Source organism: Kushneria sinocarnis, assembly GCF_003633775.1.
Classification (GTDB): domain Bacteria; phylum Pseudomonadota; class Gammaproteobacteria; order Pseudomonadales; family Halomonadaceae; genus Kushneria; species Kushneria sinocarnis.
The window spans coordinates 1-16,265 of record NZ_RBIN01000009.1; the positions used below are offsets into that span (position 1 = coordinate 1).

Genomic DNA, 16,265 nt, shown 5'->3' on the forward strand with positions numbered 1-16,265 from the left:
ACGGACCACCTGAGGTGGTCAGAAAATGATCGCTGACGCGATGGTTGTGCCACTCTGAGCCCTTCAACCGCTCAGAGACGAATTGATCAGCGATTCCCTAGCGGCTGACCAGCACGATGCCGCCCAGCATGACCAGCCCGCCCAGCATGAAATTGAGGGTCAGCGGCTCATCGAGCAGCAGCGCGCCGAACAGGACCCCGAAAAGCGGCGACAGGAACGAGAAGATGCCCAGCTGCGACGCCTTGTAACGGCGCAGCAGGGCAAACCACAACAGCAGGGCGCCGAACGAGATCACCAGCGTCTGGAATGCCAGACTGGCAATCGCCGGGCCGCTTAAGTGAATCGCTCCGGGTGCGCCGAAGAGCAGGGCCGCCGGCAGCAGCAGTGCCCCGGCCACCACCAGCTGATAGCAGAGGGTCTGTTCCGGCGGCGCCTCCGAGAGGGTCGAGCTTCTGAGCACCAGCGTGGTGGCCGCCCAGGCGAGCCCGGCCAGCAGACCCAGCGCATCGCCCAGCAGCAGGGCGGGTTCATCAAGCCGGGTGGGCGTTGGCGCCATGGCGATCACCATGCCTGTGAAGGCCAGTGCGACCCCCCACCACTGGGGGCGACGCAGCTGCTCTCCCGGCACCAGCCAGTGCAGCCCGAGTGCTGCAAAGACCGGCGCGGTATAGAGAAACACCGACATGTGCGAGGCGAGGGTGTAGTTCAGCCCCCAGGCGACGAACAAAAACTCGGCGGCGAAGCCCAGCCCGACCAGTACGCCCGGCCTCGCATGAGAAAGCAGGGAGGCGAGGGGGATGCCGCGCCAGCGCATCAACAGCATGACCGGGAGCGCGGCCATGGTGGAGCGCAACGCCACCTGAACCAGCGGTGGTATATCCATGGCCACGGCCTTGATGGCGACCTGCTGAAAGCCCAGCGCCAGACAGAACAGCGTCATCAGGGCGCTGGCCGTCATGTCGATGGAGCGGCGGTGTTGGCTGTGGGGCGATGATGTGCCGGCTTCTGCCATGGGTGATCCGCTATGCCTCATGAGGCCATTGTTGCCCTGAAAGGGCCGTCAGTTCACCACGTGCTGTACCACGCGCCAACCCGGAAGAAATGATCGAGCCTCTTATATTCCCTGATGGTCTAACGTTAGAAGATAAACAGAGTTATGCTGGAGACCAAACGTGCCGTAGCAGGGGGGATCCATGAACACCTTTGCGTTCTCATCGGGGGATCGGGAGGCAGGTTGGCCTGATGTCGCCGGCTTTTTCGATCCCCGCACCTTCAGCATTCAGTATGTGGTGGCCGATCCCGCGACCCGGCGCTGCGCGATCATCGATCCGGTGCTGGACTACGATGAGCAGTCCGGCGCCACGGCGACCCATCATGCCGATGAACTGCTGGCCTGGATCGAGCGCGAGGGGCTCGAGGTCGAGTGGATTCTCGATACCCACCCGCATGCCGATCACTTCTCCGCCGCTCGCTATCTGCATGACAGAACGGGCGCGCCGACCGCCATCGGACGCGAGGTGACCCGGGTTCAGGCACTCTGGAAGCAGATCTACAACTGGCCCGAGCTGCGTGATGACGGCAGCCAGTGGGATCATCTCTTCGCGGATGGCGAGAACTTCCGGATCGGTGAGCTGCAGGCCCGGGTCATGCATTCACCCGGTCATACCCCGGCCTCGATCACCTATGTGATCGGCGATGCCGCCTTCGTGCACGACACCCTCTTTCAGCCCGATTTCGGCACGGCCCGGGCCGACTTTCCCGGCGGCAGTGCGCATCAGCTGTGGCATTCGATTCAGGCAATTCTGGCGCTGCCGGATGAGACCCGGCTGTTTACCGGTCATGACTACCTGCCCGACGGCCGCGAGCCGCAGTGGCAGAGTACGGTGCGCGAACAGCGCAGGTACAACAGGCACCGGGTGGGGGAGTGCAGCGAGGCCGAGTATGTCGAAATGCGCGAGCAGCGTGATCGCGAGCTGCCGATGCCGAAACTGATCCTGCCTGCCCTGCAGGTCAACATCCTGGGAGGGCGTCTGCCCGAACCGGAAGACAACGGCAGACGCTATCTGAAGATCCCGCTGGACGCTCTGGAAGGGGCCGCGTGGGAGTGAGTCTCGCCTGACAAGCCGGGTAATGGCACGAACATGATGCAACACGACAAGCGCGGCCTTCGGCGCTGGCTGCCGATTCTCGACTGGGGGCGGCGCTACGATGCCGGCACACTCGGCGACGATCTGCTGGCGGCACTCATCGTCACCCTGATGCTGATTCCCCAGGCGCTGGCCTACGCCATGCTGGCGGGGCTGCCGCCGGTGGTCGGACTCTACGCCAGCCTGCTGCCGCTGCTGCTGTATACCCTGCTGGGCAGCAGCTCCTCGCTTTCGGTCGGCCCCATGGCGGTGGTCTCGCTGATGACCGCGGCGGCGCTGGGCCGGGTCGCCGAACAGGGCTTTACCGATCCGATTACCGCTGCGCTGGGGCTGGCGCTGCTGTCCGGTAGCATCCTGCTGGTAATGGGACTCTGCCGGCTGGGCTTTCTGGTCAACTTCCTCAGCCGCCCGGTGATGACCGGGTTTGTCAGTGCCTCGGGCATCCTGATTGCCGGCAGCCAGCTCAGGCATCTGCTGGGCATCGACCTCACCGGCGCCACACTGCCGGCGCTGCTGAAGCAACTGCCCGCGGCGCTGGGCGGGTTCAGTCCGGCGACCCTCGCCATCGGCGGCGGCTCGCTGCTGCTGCTGTGGAGCGTGCGCCGTTGGGGTGGTCGAGGGCTTCAGCGCTGCGGCATATCACCCCGCCCGGCCGCCATGCTGACCCGGCTGGCGCCCATTGTGATCATTGCCCTGGCAGCGGTGATCGCCGGCAGTGCCGGCTGGCTGGGCAACCGGGTGGCGGTGATCGGCGAGGTGCCCGCCGGGCTGCCGCCGCTGACCCTGCCGCAGTGGCAGCCCGAGCTGTGGCAGTCGCTGCTCTGGCCGGCAGTGCTGATCAGTATTGTCGGTTATGTGGAATCGGTGTCGGTGGCCCAGGCCCTCGCGGTCAGACGCGGTGAGCGGCTGGACCCCGATCAGGAGCTGATCGGGCTGGGCGGGGCCAACATCGCGGCCTCGCTGACCGGCGGCATGCCGATCACCGGCGGCTTCTCGCGCTCGGTGGTCAATTTCGATGCCGGCGCCCGCACCCCGGCGGCCGGGGCCTTCACGGCACTCGGCATCCTGCTGGTGATGCTGCTTTTTTCCCCGTTATTGCGTGAGCTGCCAATGGCGAGCCTGGCCGCTACCATCGTGGTCGCCGTGCTGTCGCTGGTCGATCTGCCAGCGTTCGCGCGGGTCTGGCGCTACTCGCGCGGCGAGGGGGCGGCGATGCTGGTCACCCTGCTGACCACGCTGCTGCTGGGCGTGGAGATCGGCATTCTGGTGGGCGTGGCGATGTCGCTGGCGCTGCATCTCTACGGTACCAGTCGCCCCCACAGTGCCGAAGTGGGGCGGATTCCCGGCACCGAGCACTTTCGCAACATCCATCGTCATGCGGTGGAAACCGATTCGCACGTGGCCATCCTGCGGGTGGATGAAAGCCTCTATTTCGCCAATGTGCGCTATCTGGAGGATCTGGTGACGACGGTCATCCATCGCGACCCGCCTCCGCGTGACCTGGTGCTGACCTGTCAGGCGGTGAACGTGATCGATGCCACGGCGCTGGAGAATCTGGAAACCCTCAATCAGCGCCTGAAGGAGGGTGGCATCGGCCTGCACCTGGCGGAGGTCAAGGGACCGGTCATGGACCGCCTGAGCGGCACCGAACTGCTGGCCTCGCTGAACGGCCGGGTCTTTCTGAGCACCTTCGAAGCCTGGCACTGCCTGCACGGACAAGCCCCGACGCCGCTGACGCATCCTGATATTGCAACGTCATCGGAGTAGTGCAGCACCCGGCGCCCGATCCGGAATCGACTGACCCCATACCGCCTGTCAGGTGAGCAGGGCATGTTTCGGTTTTGCCCCCTGCTCGGGCTCTTGCATTGGCGAGCGCCAGACTCGTCAAACCGTCGGGTTTGCCAGTGTGGTTCACGTTCCGGGAGCGGGGGCTGGGTGTCCGGGGTGTTCTGGCATGTGAAAGTGGGCCTGGCAGGGGCATGTCAGTCGCAGCGAGGGGTCACGCGGCATGGGTGATGGCTGGTAGGTTGTTGGCAGGCCGTGCTTTTCACTGGAGAGTCGCATGCAGAATCGAACCGAGCTGCGCATCAGTCTCGATGATGGCGCCATCGATATCCCCTACAAGGCCGGCGAGAGCGATCACGGCCGAATATATCCCTATCAGAGCCTGGTGGCAGCCCCGGAGCTGATCAGCCGGATCCCCGAGGTCGAGGAGTTTCCTGAACTGCGCCGGGCGCTGCTGGATATCAACCGGCCGAATGCCAGCTTCGAGACGGCTCGGGTGCTGACCTGGCGCGACAGCGAGCAGGGGTACATCACCTGCTGTGCAATCGGCTTTCATTTTCGCAATCGTGCGCTGTTTGCCCAGCAGGGCCAGTGCATGCTGCTGGCCGGGCGCATGCTCAACGAGATGCTGTTTCATCCGCTGATGGCGACTCAGATCACCGCGCCGATGCTGGAGATTCAGCGAGCCAACCTGATTGCGGAAAGCTGTAGCGGCTGGATCATGGATCTTTATCTGGCCGGCCACAGTGAAGAGTCCCAGTCTGCCGCCGACGATGAGCTCGAGCAGAGAGTCGCCTGGTTCGCGGCGTTCCTGCACCGGGAGGGCTGAGGTTTGTCGCTTTCGCTCTCGGCAGCAGGGCAGGCGCGGGCAGGAAGCGTCGCTGGTGCCCCCGTCAGGATTCGAACCTGAGACCTTCCCCTTAGGAGGGGGACGCTCTATCCAGCTGAGCTACGGGGGCAAAGCGGGGCGTATTATAGGCATTTTGCTCCGTGGGTTAAACCCGACTTGCCCAATGAGGCGCCAGTGCGCTATCGAGGTGCCTGTCATCTACCGGAGCGTCTGACCGTGCGCGGGTCTTTTCGGAGGGGTCGTCATTTCAATGGCAGGGTCGACGGGATTGCCCGCTCGATGTACGGCGCCCATCGGGGCCAGCTGTGCCCGGTGCTGCTCAGGGAGACGCGTCAGCGCGGGGTGACCGGGCTGCGGGTCTTCCACGATTATCTGCGCGAACGACACCCCGAGGCGGCCACCCTTGATAAACTCTTCGCGCTGGAGTGGCGCTTTTGTCGCTGCGAGCCGTACTGGCGCCTGGGGCGCTATCTGCATTACACCCTGCATCGACCCGTTGCCGGCGTCGATGCCTCGTTTCGAAGGAAGTGCTGACGTCATGACCATGACCACGCCCATGGGGCAGCTGCTGGCACGCCAGCCGGAGGCGCGTTTCGCCGACTGGCTGCTGGTGGCGCCGCCGGCCGATGAAGGGCTGCTGCACGGTGGTGCCCGGCGGATTCTGACACTTGATCACGCGGTGGCGGCGCTGTGGCGCCGGGCCGGCCATGAGGTCCATGAAGGGCTCGAATTCGCGCTGCCCGCCACGCCCGCCGGGGTGCTGCTGTTCTGGCCCAAGACGCTGGCGCTGGGGCGCTGGTGGATCGAGGAGCTCTGCCGTCAGTTGCCACTCGGTACGCCGCTGATGATCGTTGGTGAGCATCACGGCGGAGTGCGTCGGGTGCCGAAGATGCTGGAGGCGCTGGGCATGGCGTGTCAGCGGGTCGATAACGCCCGGCGCTGTTCACTGTTCGAGAGTGCCACCGTGGCGATGGCGGAGGACGATCAGTGGGAGAGCTTCGAGGCCCTGGCGCTGACGCTGGTGAGCCACCCGGGTGTCTTCGGCCACGGTCGGGTGGATGAAGGCACGCAGATGCTGCTGGCGGCGCTGCCCGAACTGCACGGGCGGGTGCTGGAGATCGGCTGCGGCGATGGCGTGATCGCGGCGACGCTGGCGCGTGGCGGGGCCGAAGTGACGGCAGTGGACAGCAATCACCTTGCCGTGGAGGCTACCCGGCGTACGCTGGCCGCCAACGGGCTGGAAGCCGCGGTGCAGGCCGGTGACATGCTGGAGGGCATCGAGGGTCGGTTCGAGGCGATCGTCACCAATCCGCCGTTTCATCAGGAGCGTCAGGTCGATACCGATCCGACCCGCAGGCTGATTGCCTCGGCCGCGCGCCATCTGGTGCCGGGCGGTGCCCTCTATCTGGTGGCGAATGCCTTCCTGCCGTATCGCGCCATGCTCGAGGCGAACTTCAGTCGGGTCGAGGTGATCAGCGAGGATCGCCGCTTCCGGGTCTATCGCGCCGGTAGCTGAACACTCCGGCCGCTGTCAGCGGCGGTGGTCGGTGCCGGCATAGTCGATGCCGGTCACGATATAGTGCTGCTCGCCGCCGGGGGCGTCGACGGTGACATCATCGTCCAGCCGCTTGCCCAGCAGGGCGCGGGCGAGCGGGGCATCGACACTGATCCAGCGGTGGCGGTTGTCGGTCTCGTCGGGGCCGACAATGCGCACCGTCATCTCCTCGCCCTCATCGTCTTCCAGGGTCACCCAGGCACCGAAGAAGACCCGCTCGAGATCCTCCGGCAGGCGGTCGACCACGGTCAGATCGTCCAGACGCCGCTGCAGCCAGGCGATCTTCGAGATGGTGGCGTTGAGCGCCTTCTTGTTATAGGTGTAGTCGGCGTTCTCGCTGCGATCGCCCTGGGCCGCGGCCTCGCCGGTCTTGCGCGAGAGCTCGGGGCGGCGCTCGCGTACCAGGTGATCGAGCAGCCCCTGCATGTCCGCGTAACCCCTTGCGGTGATCAGGTTGGTTTTCTTCTCCTGACGCGGATCCTTGGCCGGATCGCGCCAGCGTGTCATGTTGCGTCCCTTCATGGCGCCTGCCCGAGGTTTGCGAAGTAATCAAAGCCGCTACCTTAGCCGGGAGTCCGATCATTGCCAAGCGGGTGACAGGCGAGGGCGGGAGTGCGACGGCCGACCCCTTCGACCTGGCAAAGACGAATCGGCTTTCCGATACTGTGTCGTTAATCGGAATCATGTGACGGGAGCGGGTGTCATGACGCAGCAGCAATCACCTCTGGGCCGGTTCGGTCGCGAGGATGTCGAACGTCTCGGGGATGAGTGTCTGCAGGCGGGGTTTTTCGAGCTTTACCGGCGTCATGTCCGCTATCGTCGGTTTGACGGGGGGTGGAGCGAGCCGGTCGGCCGTGAGGTGCACGTGCGTCATGATGCCGTTGGCGTGCTGCTCTATGATCCCGAACGCGATACGGTAGCGATGGTCGAACAGTTTCGTCCCGGGGCGCTGGATCGTACGCGCACCCCCTGGCTGATCGAGCCCGTGGCAGGCATCATCGACAGCAGCGAATCCCTCGAGGCGGTCGCCCGGCGCGAGGCGGAAGAGGAGGCCGGCTGCCGGATCGGCGAGCTGATCGAGATGCAGCGCTACTTTCCCAGTCCCGGCGCCTGCACCGAATATGTCACGCTCTACTGTGCGCTGATCGACAGTCGCGAGCTGGGAGGCGTGCACGGGCTCGACAGTGAAAACGAGGATATTCTGGTGCATGTCCTGCCGTTCATGCAGGCATGGCAACTCATGGAAGAAGGACATCTGGACAATGCCATGGCGCTGATCGCCATGTACTGGCTGGCGCGTGAGCGCGCCAGCCTGAGGGCAAGGAGATAATCTTGACGAAAAACGCTTACGTAACAGATCTCAGAACCCTGCAGGGCGAGTGCGCGGCGAACTATGCGCGCCTGTGCCGTCTGCTGGGGGAGGCCGAGGCCGGCGACCATATCGAGATTCCTCTCACCGGGCGCACCGGGCATTTCGGCTCGCTGCACCTGGAAGTGCGTGAGCGTGCGCCCTATACCACCATGCTGAGGGTGTCCCAGAGCGGCACGCTCGACGGCATGCTTGAAACCCCGCGCATGGTCGTTCACCTCTATCACGATGTGCGCATGGCGGAGGTGACGGACTTTCAGCGTCGCCGCCACTTCCAGGGGCGCTATCGCTATCCCAATGCGCATATGCACCAGCCCGACGAGAAGCTTCAGCTCAACCGCTTTCTCGGTGAGTGGCTCGACCACACCCTGGCCCACGGCCAGGCCATGAATCAGCCCGAGACCCCCTGATCGCCATGCGTCTGATTCAGCTCAGCGACCTGCATCTGAGTGCCGATCCCGAGGCCGGGTACCGCGGGGTGCATGCGCGACGCCACTGCGAGGCGGTCGTCGCCGATATCCGCCATCAGCATCCCGATCTGGTGCTGGTCACCGGCGATGTCAGCGAGGATGGCAGCGTGGCGTCCTATCGGCTGGCAGCCAGCTGTCTCGACCGGCTCGGCTGCGACTGGGAGTGGCTGCCCGGCAACCATGACGAGCGCACTGCCATGGTGCAGGTGCGACCCCTGCCCGAACGGCTGGTCATCGAGGGCTGGCAGCTGTTGCTGCTGGATACGCTGGTGCCCGGTGACACCGGCGGGCGCGTGGGCCCGGCCGCACTCGAGCGCCTCTCCGAACGGCTGGTGGCCGATTCGCGCCCGACCCTGATCGCCATGCATCATCCGCCGGTCCCGGTGAACTCGGCGTGGATGGATGCGGCGGGACTCGCCGATCGCGACGAGTTCTGGCAGCGCCTGGCGCTGTTTGACCAGGTGCGTGCCGTGCTTGCCGGCCATGTCCATCATGTGTTCGAGACGTGTCACCGGCAGGTGTCGGTCGAGACCGTGCCGGCGGTTTCCCGGCAGTTCGTTGCCGCCAGCGCCGAGTTTGCCCTCGATGAAGCGGCGCGCCCCGGCTACCGGGTGATCGAGCTGGCGGACAGCGGCGCCCTGCAGTCGCGGGTGATCCGCGTGAACACTGCCTGACAGCCGTTTATGCCATTATCATCTAAAGGGATAGAAGTTGATTCTTTGACGTTATGATGATGGATGGCTAACGTGGCTGCATCATCACGGTCCTGTGACCATCGGGCCGATCATTGCCCATGAACGCTCGCCGCTGTGTCCATTCGCAGCAGCAGTCTATTGTTTCAGCGCTGGCCGAGGGGCCGCGCACGCCTGTCATGAAGAGGTTGCCGATCGCATGCTTTCCGCCGAGCGACAGACCCATCTGAAGCAGCTCGAAGCCGAGTCGATTCACATCATCCGGGAGGTGGCAGCCGAGTTCCGCAACCCGGTAATGCTCTACTCCATCGGCAAGGACTCTTCGGTGATGCTGCATCTGGCCCGCAAGGCCTTTTACCCCGGCACGCCGCCGTTCCCGCTGATGCACGTCAACACCACCTGGAAGTTCCGTGAGATGATCGAGTTTCGCGACCGCATGGCGGCCGAAACCGGCATGGAGCTGATCGAGCACATCAACGAGGAGGGGCGCGAGGCCGGCATCAACCCCTTCGATCACGGCAGTGCCAAGTACACCGATATCATGAAGACCCAGTCGCTCAAGCAGGCGCTGGACAAGTACCGCTTCGATGCGGCCTTCGGTGGGGCACGGCGTGACGAGGAGGCCTCGCGGGCCAAGGAGCGCGTCTACTCCTTCCGTGATCGCTATCACCGCTGGGACCCGCGCAACCAGCGTCCCGAGCTGTGGCATCTCTACAACGGCCACGTCAACAAGGGTGAGTCGATTCGTGTCTTCCCGCTCTCCAACTGGACCGAGCTGGATATCTGGCAGTACATCTATCTCGAGTCGATTCCCATCGTGCCGCTCTACTACGCCAAGAAGCGGCCGGTGGTCGAGCGCGATGGCACGCTGATCATGGTCGACGACGAGCGCATGCCGCTGGAGCCGGGCGAGCAGCCGGAGATGAAGTCGGTGCGCTTTCGCACCCTGGGCTGCTATCCGCTCACCGGCGCGGTGGAGTCCGAGGCCGATACGCTGCCGGACATCATCCAGGAGATGCTGCTGACCCGGACCTCCGAGCGCTCGGGCCGGGCCATCGACCACGATCAGGCCGGCTCGATGGAGCGCAAGAAGCGCGAAGGCTATTTCTGAGGTCAGGCCGGATCCGACTGGATACGCGCCGATACAGGTTTTTCATTTTCAGGGTGTCCGACATGTCACACTCTTCCCCCAAAATCTCGGAAGACATCGAAGCCTATCTCAAGGAGCACGAGCAGAAGGATCTGCTGCGCTTCATCACCTGCGGCAGCGTCGATGACGGCAAGTCGACCCTGATCGGTCGGCTGCTGCACGATTCGAAGATGATCTACGAGGATCAGCTGGCGGCGCTGTCGCGCGATTCGAAGACCAGCGGCACCACCGGGGATCGGGTCGATCTGGCGCTGCTGGTGGATGGACTGCAGTCCGAGCGCGAGCAGGGCATCACCATTGATGTCGCCTACCGGTTCTTCTCCACCGACAAGCGCAAGTTCATCATCGCCGATACGCCCGGGCATGAGCAGTACACCCGCAACATGGCGACCGGGGCCTCGACCGCGAGCCTGGCGGTGATCCTGATCGACGCCCGCTACGGCGTGCAGGTGCAGACCCGGCGCCACAGCTTCATCTGCGATCTGCTGGGCATCCAGCACTTCGTGATCGCCGTCAACAAGATGGACCTGGTGGATTACTCGCAGGAGCGCTTCGAGGAGATCCGCCGCGACTATCTCGAGTTCGCCGGCAATCTCTCGACCAAGGACATTCACTTCGTGCCGATGTCGGCGCTGGAAGGCGACAGTGTCGTCAATCGCGGCGACAACATGAGCTGGTACGAGGGGCCGGCACTGCTCTCGCTGCTGGAGGATGTGCGGATCACCGAGGATCAGAATCTCAGTGATCTGCGCTTCCCGGTGCAGTATGTCAATCGCCCCGATCTCGATTTCCGCGGTTATGCCGGCACCCTGCAGGCCGGTGTCCTGCGGCCGGGTCAAAGCGTGAAGGTACTGCCCTCCGGCAAGGCCTCGACGGTCGAGCGGATCGTGACCTTCGATGGCGATCTCGAGGAGGCCTATCCCGGCCAGGCGATCACCGTGACCCTCGCCGATGAGGTGGACATCTCCCGCGGCGACTGGCTGGTGGGCGGCGAGGCCGAGCTGCCGCTGTCAAACAGCTTTACCGCGGACATCGTCTGGATGCATGAGCGCGCCCTGGTGCCCGGGCGCGGCTATGACTTCAAGCTGGCCACCCGTGATGCCAGCGGTCAGATCAATGCCATCGACTACGGCATCGACGTCAATACGCTGACCCATCACGACACCGGCGAGCTGGGCCTCAACGAGATCGGGCGCTGCCGGGTCGAGCTGACCCAGGCGGTGCCGGTGGATGCCTATGAGGTCAGCCCCGGCACGGGCAGCTTCATCGTCATCGACCGGCTGACCAATCTGACCGTCGGCGCCGGCATGGTGCGCGAGGCACTGAGTGAAGGCAGCGGGGCCACCACGGTGGACTGGGAAGCCTTCGAGATCGAGCTCAATGCGCTGATCCGCCGCCACTTCCCGCACTGGGAGGCGAAGGATGTGCGCGAGCTGTTCCGCAGCCGCTGAGCCCGCCGCCCGAATGCAGGCCGATCACATCGCCCCGCGTCTGCGGGGCGATGCCGTTTGGGGGCACGAAGCGAGCGCGGGGCGGCGATGCGCGAATGCCTTCAAAAGCCTTGCGAGCGCGAGGCTTCCAGTGCGGCAATCAGCCGGCCGCGCTCATCGAAGGCTTCCAGCAGTGTGCGCAGGCCCTGTTCATCCGGCCGGGTAACCAGCCACGCCTCATCAAGCGCCAGGCTGTCGAGACTCAGGGTCAGGGTGTCGCCTTCGAGCTGCAGCCGGTGATCCGGCCCCGGAGCCAGGTAGTCAAAACGGGCGCAGTGCCGGTGCAGGCCGCCGTCACGGGCCAGGCTGACCCGGGTGGCCCGCCGGTTGTGGCAGGCCGCGGCCATGGCCATGATGAAACGGTTGATGTCGATACGCTGGCTGAAATGACCCTCGACCGCCCGGTTGGCATCGATGCGGCGCAGACGGTGCCGGCTCAGCATGCGGTGGAAGGCCCGTTCGGTGCGCAGGCCGCGCCACTGCGCCAGCAGGGCAGGCAGGCATTGCGGCACGGGGCTGGCGAGCACCTCGATGCCGCGGGTAAAGGCCGGGCTTTTCAGCGTGGTCCGGAATGTCAGCGCACGCCACGCCGGATGGTCCGGCTCCAGCGCGTAGAGCCGGTGGATGGCCTGTCCGAAGCGGTTGAAGATTTGCAGACAGGGGGTCACTTCCTGATCCGGGGCGGCCTGTTCGTGGGAGAGACAGACCCAGTACCAGCCGGAGAGCAGCATTTCCATCGCAAGGGTATCGCCATGGGCCAGATAGGCATGGCGTTCGCCCACGTCGATCCGGCAGTGCGCGATGTGGCTGCGCAGGGTGGCATGCCGGGCATGGGTCACCGCCAGCAGCGGCCCCAGCCGGGGCAGCATCATGGCCAGATCACAGGCGGTGAGCGCCAGGGCCCGCACGCCCTGACCGAGTCTGGCCGCCTGAATCTCGCCCTCGCTGACGCCCAGCAGCTCGGCCAGCTGCCGGCTGTCCAGATGCGGGGCGCGCAGGCGCGCTTCCTCGAAGGCTTCGAACACGGCGGTGGCTAGCGTCATTGCATGACTCCTGCACGGGGTGGCGTGCACGTCGGACAGGCGAACAGGGTAGCTTTTTCGAGAATGAGAATTATTGTCGATAAGCGCGGCGTGGACAACCCCCGGCGGTCGGCAGGAACCGCGAGCCGGGTGGGGGTCAGCGCCGCCGGGCCACCAGGACGGCGCGGCGCGGGGCCGGGTGTCCCTCCACGGTGCGGGTAGGGTCAGCGGGATCGAGGAAGTCGCGCAGCGACTGAAAGGTCATCCACTCGGTGGCGCGCTGCTCCTCGAGCGAGGTGGGGCCTTCGTCGACCACCCGCACCTCCTCGAAGCCGCAGCGCCGGCACCAGTGTGTCAGGGCTGCGGCAGAGGGCAGGAACCAGACATTGGGCATCCGTGCATAGCGGTCGCCGGGCATCAGCAGGGTGTGCTCATCGCCTTCGACCACCAGGGTCTCCAGCACCAGTTCGCCGCCCGGGCGCAGGGTGTCGCGCAGGGCCAGCAGGTGGTCGATCGGCGAGCGGCGATGGTAGAGCACGCCCATCGAGAAGACCGTATCGAAGTATTCGAGCCCGCCGGGCACGTCTTCCAGCCCGACGGGGACGAAGTGGACCGGGGGCGCGCTGCCGATGAAGTGGCGCATGGCGAGAAACTGCCAGTAGAAGCGCGGCGAGGGATCGACCACCACGGCCAGATCGGCCCCGGCGCCGGCCATGCGCCAGCCGTGATAGCCGTTGCCGCCCCCGACATCGAGTATGCGCCGGCCGGCCAGTGGGCTCAGGTGGGGCGCCACACGCTGCCACTTCCAGTCCGAGCGCCATTCGGTGTCGATGACGATGTCGTCGATCCGGTAGGGGCCCTTGCGCCACGGCGCCAGCAGCCCGAGCAGGCTGCGGCTGCGACGTCGGTCGGCATCGCTCAGGCCGGCGTCAACGGCCACGGTATCGGCATCGAGCCGGACCCTGCGCTCGGCGGGGAGGACTGGCAGTTTGCCGACCGCCTTCTCCCACTGCGGCAGGTCGCCGAAGCGCTGGCGATCAAGGCCCCGGGCGAGCTGGTCGGGCAGGCGTGCCAGCCAGCCGGTCAGGCCGGCATCGACGAAAGCGTGATAGAGTGCCTGCTGGTAGTTGCAATTGGACATGGCCGGAACAAGCGGATCAGTTGCGAAAGGCCACCATGGCAGCGAAGTTGAGGTGCTGAAACCAGGTGTAGTGCCGGGTGAAACCGCAGCGCGTCAGCCTCTCATGGTGGGCGTCGAGCGTATCGGGGATCATCACGTTCTCCAGCGCGTTGCGCTTTTGCGAGATTTCCAGCTCGCTGTAGCCATTCGCCCGCTTGAAATCGTGATGCCAGTCGCTCATCAGGGTGCGTTGCGCGTCATCGGCGAAGGTGATCTTTTCCGCCAGGATCAGGACGCCACCGGGCTCGAGGGCCCGACAGAGCCGCTCGATGACCGCGTCGCGATCCGCGGGGTCGAGAAACTGCAGGGTGAAATTGACCATGATCAGCCCGGCCGGCTGCAGCGGACAGGTACGGATATCGCCCTCGTGCACCCCGATGGCGTACCCGGGGCAGTGCTCGGCGAGGACATCGCGCGCTCGTTGCACCATGGCCGGCGAGAGGTCGATGGCATCAAGGGTAAATGCATCGGCCGGCAACTGCTGGCAGAGTGCCAGGGTCGAGGCGCCCAGCGAGCAGCCGAGATCGTAGACATGGGCGCCGTGACGCAGATGGCGGGCGGCGATCACGCCCAGCATGCCGATGATCTGACCGTAGCCGGGCACCGAACGACGGATCATGTCGGGAAAGCAGCGCACCACCTGTTCATCGAACGAAAAACTGGCGACGCGGTCCAGGGGTGTTGAAAAGAGTGCGTCACGGTAAGATGCGTCATTCATCGGGCTCTGGCCATCGGGTCATCTCGGAGAGACATGGGATGCGGGGGTGCTGTCGCGATGCTCGCCCGGCGGGACAGCAGGTCGCTGCCATTCTACGCTTTGATCATTTCAGCTGCACGTGTTCGAGGAGGAGTTCGGATGTCGATTCGTCAAAACCGCGCCTGGCAGGCACTCGAGAAGCATCGCGACAGCATGCGCGATGTGCACCTGAGTACCCTGTTCAGTGAGGGCGAGCGCGCCGGCGCGCTGACGTATGAGGCGGCAGGCCTGCGCATGGACCTGTCCAAGCAGCGCGTGCGCGGCGAAACCATGGAGATGCTGCTGGACCTGGCGCGCGAGGCCGGTGTCGAACAGGCCATTCCGCGGCTGCTGGAAGGCCGGCATGTCAACCGCACCGAGGATCGGCCGGCGCTGCACAGTGCACTGCGTCTGCCGCGCGATGCCCGGCTGCATGTCAACGAAACCGATGTGGTCGCCGCGGTGCATGACAGCCTGGACGCCATGGAGCGGATGGTGAACAAGCTGCATGCCGGGCAGTGGCGCGGTACCAGCGGCCGGCCGATCACCGATGTGGTCAATCTCGGGGTGGGCGGTTCCGATCTCGGTCCGCTGATGGCCTCGACCGCGCTGGAAGAGTTTGCCCCGGAGGGGGTGCACGAGGTCGAGCTGCACTTCGCGTCGACCATTGACGGCTCCCAGCTGGCGGATATCCTGCCGCAGCTGAATCCCGAAACCACGCTGTTCATCTACTCCTCCAAGTCCTTCGGCACCATTGATACCGCCGCCAACGCCGCCACCGCGCTGGACTGGCTGAAGACCGGGCTGGGCGAGGACGAGGCCTACATCAAGCGCCAGCATTTCATCGGCGTGTCGACCAAGTCCGAGAAGATGGACGAGTGGGGCTTCGATCCCGAGCATCAGCTGCTGTTCTGGGACTGGGTCGGCGGTCGCTACTCCTTCTGGAGCGGCATTGGCCTGGGGATCGCACTGAAGATCGGCATGGACGGCTTCCGCCGCATGCTGGCCGGTGCCCATCAGATGGATGAGCACTTTCGCAGCGCACCGCTGGAGCAGAACCTGCCGGTACTGTTCGCCCTGATCGGGGTCTGGAACACCAACTTCCTGGATATCCCGTCGCTGGCGGTGCTGCCCTATGACGGCCGGCTCAGCCATCTGCCCGGCTATCTGCAGCAGCTCGAGATGGAATCCAACGGCAAGTCGACCACCAACGAGGGCGAGCAGGTCGATTACAACACCTGCCCGATCATCTGGGGCGAAATCGGTCCCAACGGTCAGCATGCCTTCTATCAGCTGCTGCACCAGGGCACCCGTCCCGTGGCCTGCGACTTCATTGCCCCGATCGATCGCTACAGCGATGTCGAGGACGACACGCTGCGCGAGGATCTCAAGTATCAGCACCGGCTGGCACTGGCCAACTGCTTTGCCCAGTCCCGGGTGCTGATGCTGGGCGATGATGCCCTGCCGGAAGGCGAGGAGCGTCCGGCCTGGAAGCGCTATGCCGGCAATCAGCCCTCGACCACGCTGCTGCTCGAGCAGCTCACTCCGGAGTCGCTGGGGGCGCTGGTGGCGCTCTACGAGCACAAGGTGTTTGTCCAGGGCACCCTCTGGGACATCGATTCCTTCGATCAGTGGGGGGTCGAGCTGGGCAAGCAGATTGCCAACGAAACCGATGACATCCTCAGAAGCGGCAGCGGTGCCGACCGGCTCGATGATTCCAGCCGGGCACTGATCGAGGCCGTGTGGGCCGGCAGCCGGCGCGCATGATCGCGTCATGGCCTGCCGCCCGGAGCCCGGCTTCAGTGCCGGGCTCCGTTAA

The 16,265-nt window shown here is 65.1% G+C and carries 16 protein-coding genes and 1 tRNA gene; 11 read left to right on the forward strand and 6 right to left on the reverse strand.

All coding sequences use genetic code 11. The annotated features are described in order from the left end of the window. Nucleotides 1-97: 97 nt before the first annotated feature. Complete coding sequence (locus tag C7446_RS14075; protein WP_245977858.1) at nucleotides 98-1,012, reverse strand: DMT family transporter; 915 nt, start codon at nucleotides 1,010-1,012, stop codon at nucleotides 98-100. A 181-nt stretch (nucleotides 1,013-1,193) separates the two neighbouring features. On the opposite strand from C7446_RS14075, the gene C7446_RS14080 reads away from it, so the two are divergent. The 3 genes from C7446_RS14080 (at nucleotide 1,194) to C7446_RS14090 (ending at nucleotide 4,761) form a co-directional block, all read left to right on the forward strand. Further along, complete coding sequence (locus C7446_RS14080; RefSeq protein WP_121173767.1) at nucleotides 1,194-2,108, forward strand: MBL fold metallo-hydrolase; 915 nt, start codon at nucleotides 1,194-1,196, stop codon at nucleotides 2,106-2,108. Nucleotides 2,109-2,141: 33 nt separating this feature from the next. Further along, entirely contained in the window at nucleotides 2,142-3,914 is a 1,773-nt protein-coding gene (locus C7446_RS14085) for a SulP family inorganic anion transporter (RefSeq protein WP_245977859.1), read from the forward strand. A gap of 295 nt (nucleotides 3,915-4,209) precedes the next feature. After that, a complete protein-coding gene (locus C7446_RS14090) occupies nucleotides 4,210-4,761 on the forward strand; it encodes a hypothetical protein (RefSeq protein ID WP_121173768.1) in 552 nt (183 codons plus the stop codon). A 53-nt stretch (nucleotides 4,762-4,814) separates the two neighbouring features. On the opposite strand, the gene C7446_RS14095 is transcribed toward C7446_RS14090, so the two are convergent. Further along, nucleotides 4,815-4,891, reverse strand: a tRNA-Arg gene (locus tag C7446_RS14095). A 107-nt stretch (nucleotides 4,892-4,998) separates the two neighbouring features. On the opposite strand from C7446_RS14095, the gene C7446_RS16610 reads away from it, so the two are divergent. Both C7446_RS16610 and C7446_RS14105 read left to right on the forward strand, forming a co-directional pair. Then, nucleotides 4,999-5,316 (forward strand): class I SAM-dependent methyltransferase, encoded by a 318-nt coding sequence (locus tag C7446_RS16610; RefSeq protein WP_211327962.1) that lies wholly within the window; start codon nucleotides 4,999-5,001, stop codon nucleotides 5,314-5,316. A 4-nt stretch (nucleotides 5,317-5,320) separates the two neighbouring features. Then, complete coding sequence (locus C7446_RS14105) at nucleotides 5,321-6,298, forward strand: methyltransferase (protein WP_121173769.1); 978 nt, start codon at nucleotides 5,321-5,323, stop codon at nucleotides 6,296-6,298. A gap of 15 nt (nucleotides 6,299-6,313) precedes the next feature. On the opposite strand, the gene greB is transcribed toward C7446_RS14105, so the two are convergent. Next, the gene (gene greB, locus C7446_RS14110) at nucleotides 6,314-6,859 is read right to left on the reverse strand and encodes a transcription elongation factor GreB (protein WP_121173770.1); all 546 of its coding nucleotides are present in this window, start codon (nucleotides 6,857-6,859) and stop codon (nucleotides 6,314-6,316) included. A 181-nt stretch (nucleotides 6,860-7,040) separates the two neighbouring features. Between greB and C7446_RS14115 the strand changes: the two genes are divergently transcribed. The 5 genes from C7446_RS14115 to cysN all read left to right on the forward strand — a co-directional run bounded on the left by C7446_RS14115 (nucleotide 7,041) and on the right by cysN (nucleotide 11,469). Continuing rightward, nucleotides 7,041-7,667, forward strand: a complete 627-nt coding sequence (locus C7446_RS14115; RefSeq protein ID WP_121173771.1) for an NUDIX domain-containing protein — start codon at nucleotides 7,041-7,043, stop codon at nucleotides 7,665-7,667. Between the two features lie 2 nt (nucleotides 7,668-7,669). Next, nucleotides 7,670-8,116, forward strand: a complete 447-nt coding sequence (locus tag C7446_RS14120) for a DUF1249 domain-containing protein (RefSeq protein ID WP_121173772.1) — start codon at nucleotides 7,670-7,672, stop codon at nucleotides 8,114-8,116. 5 nt (nucleotides 8,117-8,121) lie between these two features. Beyond that, a complete protein-coding gene (locus tag C7446_RS14125) occupies nucleotides 8,122-8,850 on the forward strand; it encodes a metallophosphoesterase (RefSeq protein WP_121173773.1) in 729 nt (242 codons plus the stop codon). Between the two features lie 217 nt (nucleotides 8,851-9,067). After that, on the forward strand, nucleotides 9,068-9,979 hold the full coding sequence (gene cysD / locus C7446_RS14130; protein WP_121173774.1) for a sulfate adenylyltransferase subunit CysD: 912 nt from the start codon (nucleotides 9,068-9,070) through the stop codon (nucleotides 9,977-9,979). Nucleotides 9,980-10,041: 62 nt separating this feature from the next. Then, on the forward strand, nucleotides 10,042-11,469 hold the full coding sequence (gene cysN, locus C7446_RS14135; RefSeq protein ID WP_121173775.1) for a sulfate adenylyltransferase subunit CysN: 1,428 nt from the start codon (nucleotides 10,042-10,044) through the stop codon (nucleotides 11,467-11,469). A gap of 101 nt (nucleotides 11,470-11,570) precedes the next feature. Here the strand turns inward: cysN and C7446_RS14140 are convergent, their stop codons facing one another. From C7446_RS14140 to cmoA, 3 genes are all read right to left on the reverse strand, one after another. Then, a complete protein-coding gene (locus tag C7446_RS14140) occupies nucleotides 11,571-12,551 on the reverse strand; it encodes a ChuX/HutX family heme-like substrate-binding protein (RefSeq protein WP_121173776.1) in 981 nt (326 codons plus the stop codon). A gap of 136 nt (nucleotides 12,552-12,687) precedes the next feature. Next, complete coding sequence (gene cmoB / locus C7446_RS14145) at nucleotides 12,688-13,671, reverse strand: tRNA 5-methoxyuridine(34)/uridine 5-oxyacetic acid(34) synthase CmoB (RefSeq protein ID WP_121173777.1); 984 nt, start codon at nucleotides 13,669-13,671, stop codon at nucleotides 12,688-12,690. A gap of 16 nt (nucleotides 13,672-13,687) precedes the next feature. Continuing rightward, nucleotides 13,688-14,428: a carboxy-S-adenosyl-L-methionine synthase CmoA gene (gene cmoA, locus C7446_RS14150; RefSeq protein ID WP_121173778.1), complete on the reverse strand. Its 741-nt coding sequence runs from the start codon at nucleotides 14,426-14,428 to the stop codon at nucleotides 13,688-13,690. Nucleotides 14,429-14,566: 138 nt separating this feature from the next. Here cmoA and pgi point away from each other — a divergent pair, with 138 nt between their 5' ends. Continuing rightward, on the forward strand, nucleotides 14,567-16,213 hold the full coding sequence (pgi, locus tag C7446_RS14155; RefSeq protein WP_121173779.1) for a glucose-6-phosphate isomerase: 1,647 nt from the start codon (nucleotides 14,567-14,569) through the stop codon (nucleotides 16,211-16,213). Nucleotides 16,214-16,265 lie beyond the last annotated feature (52 nt).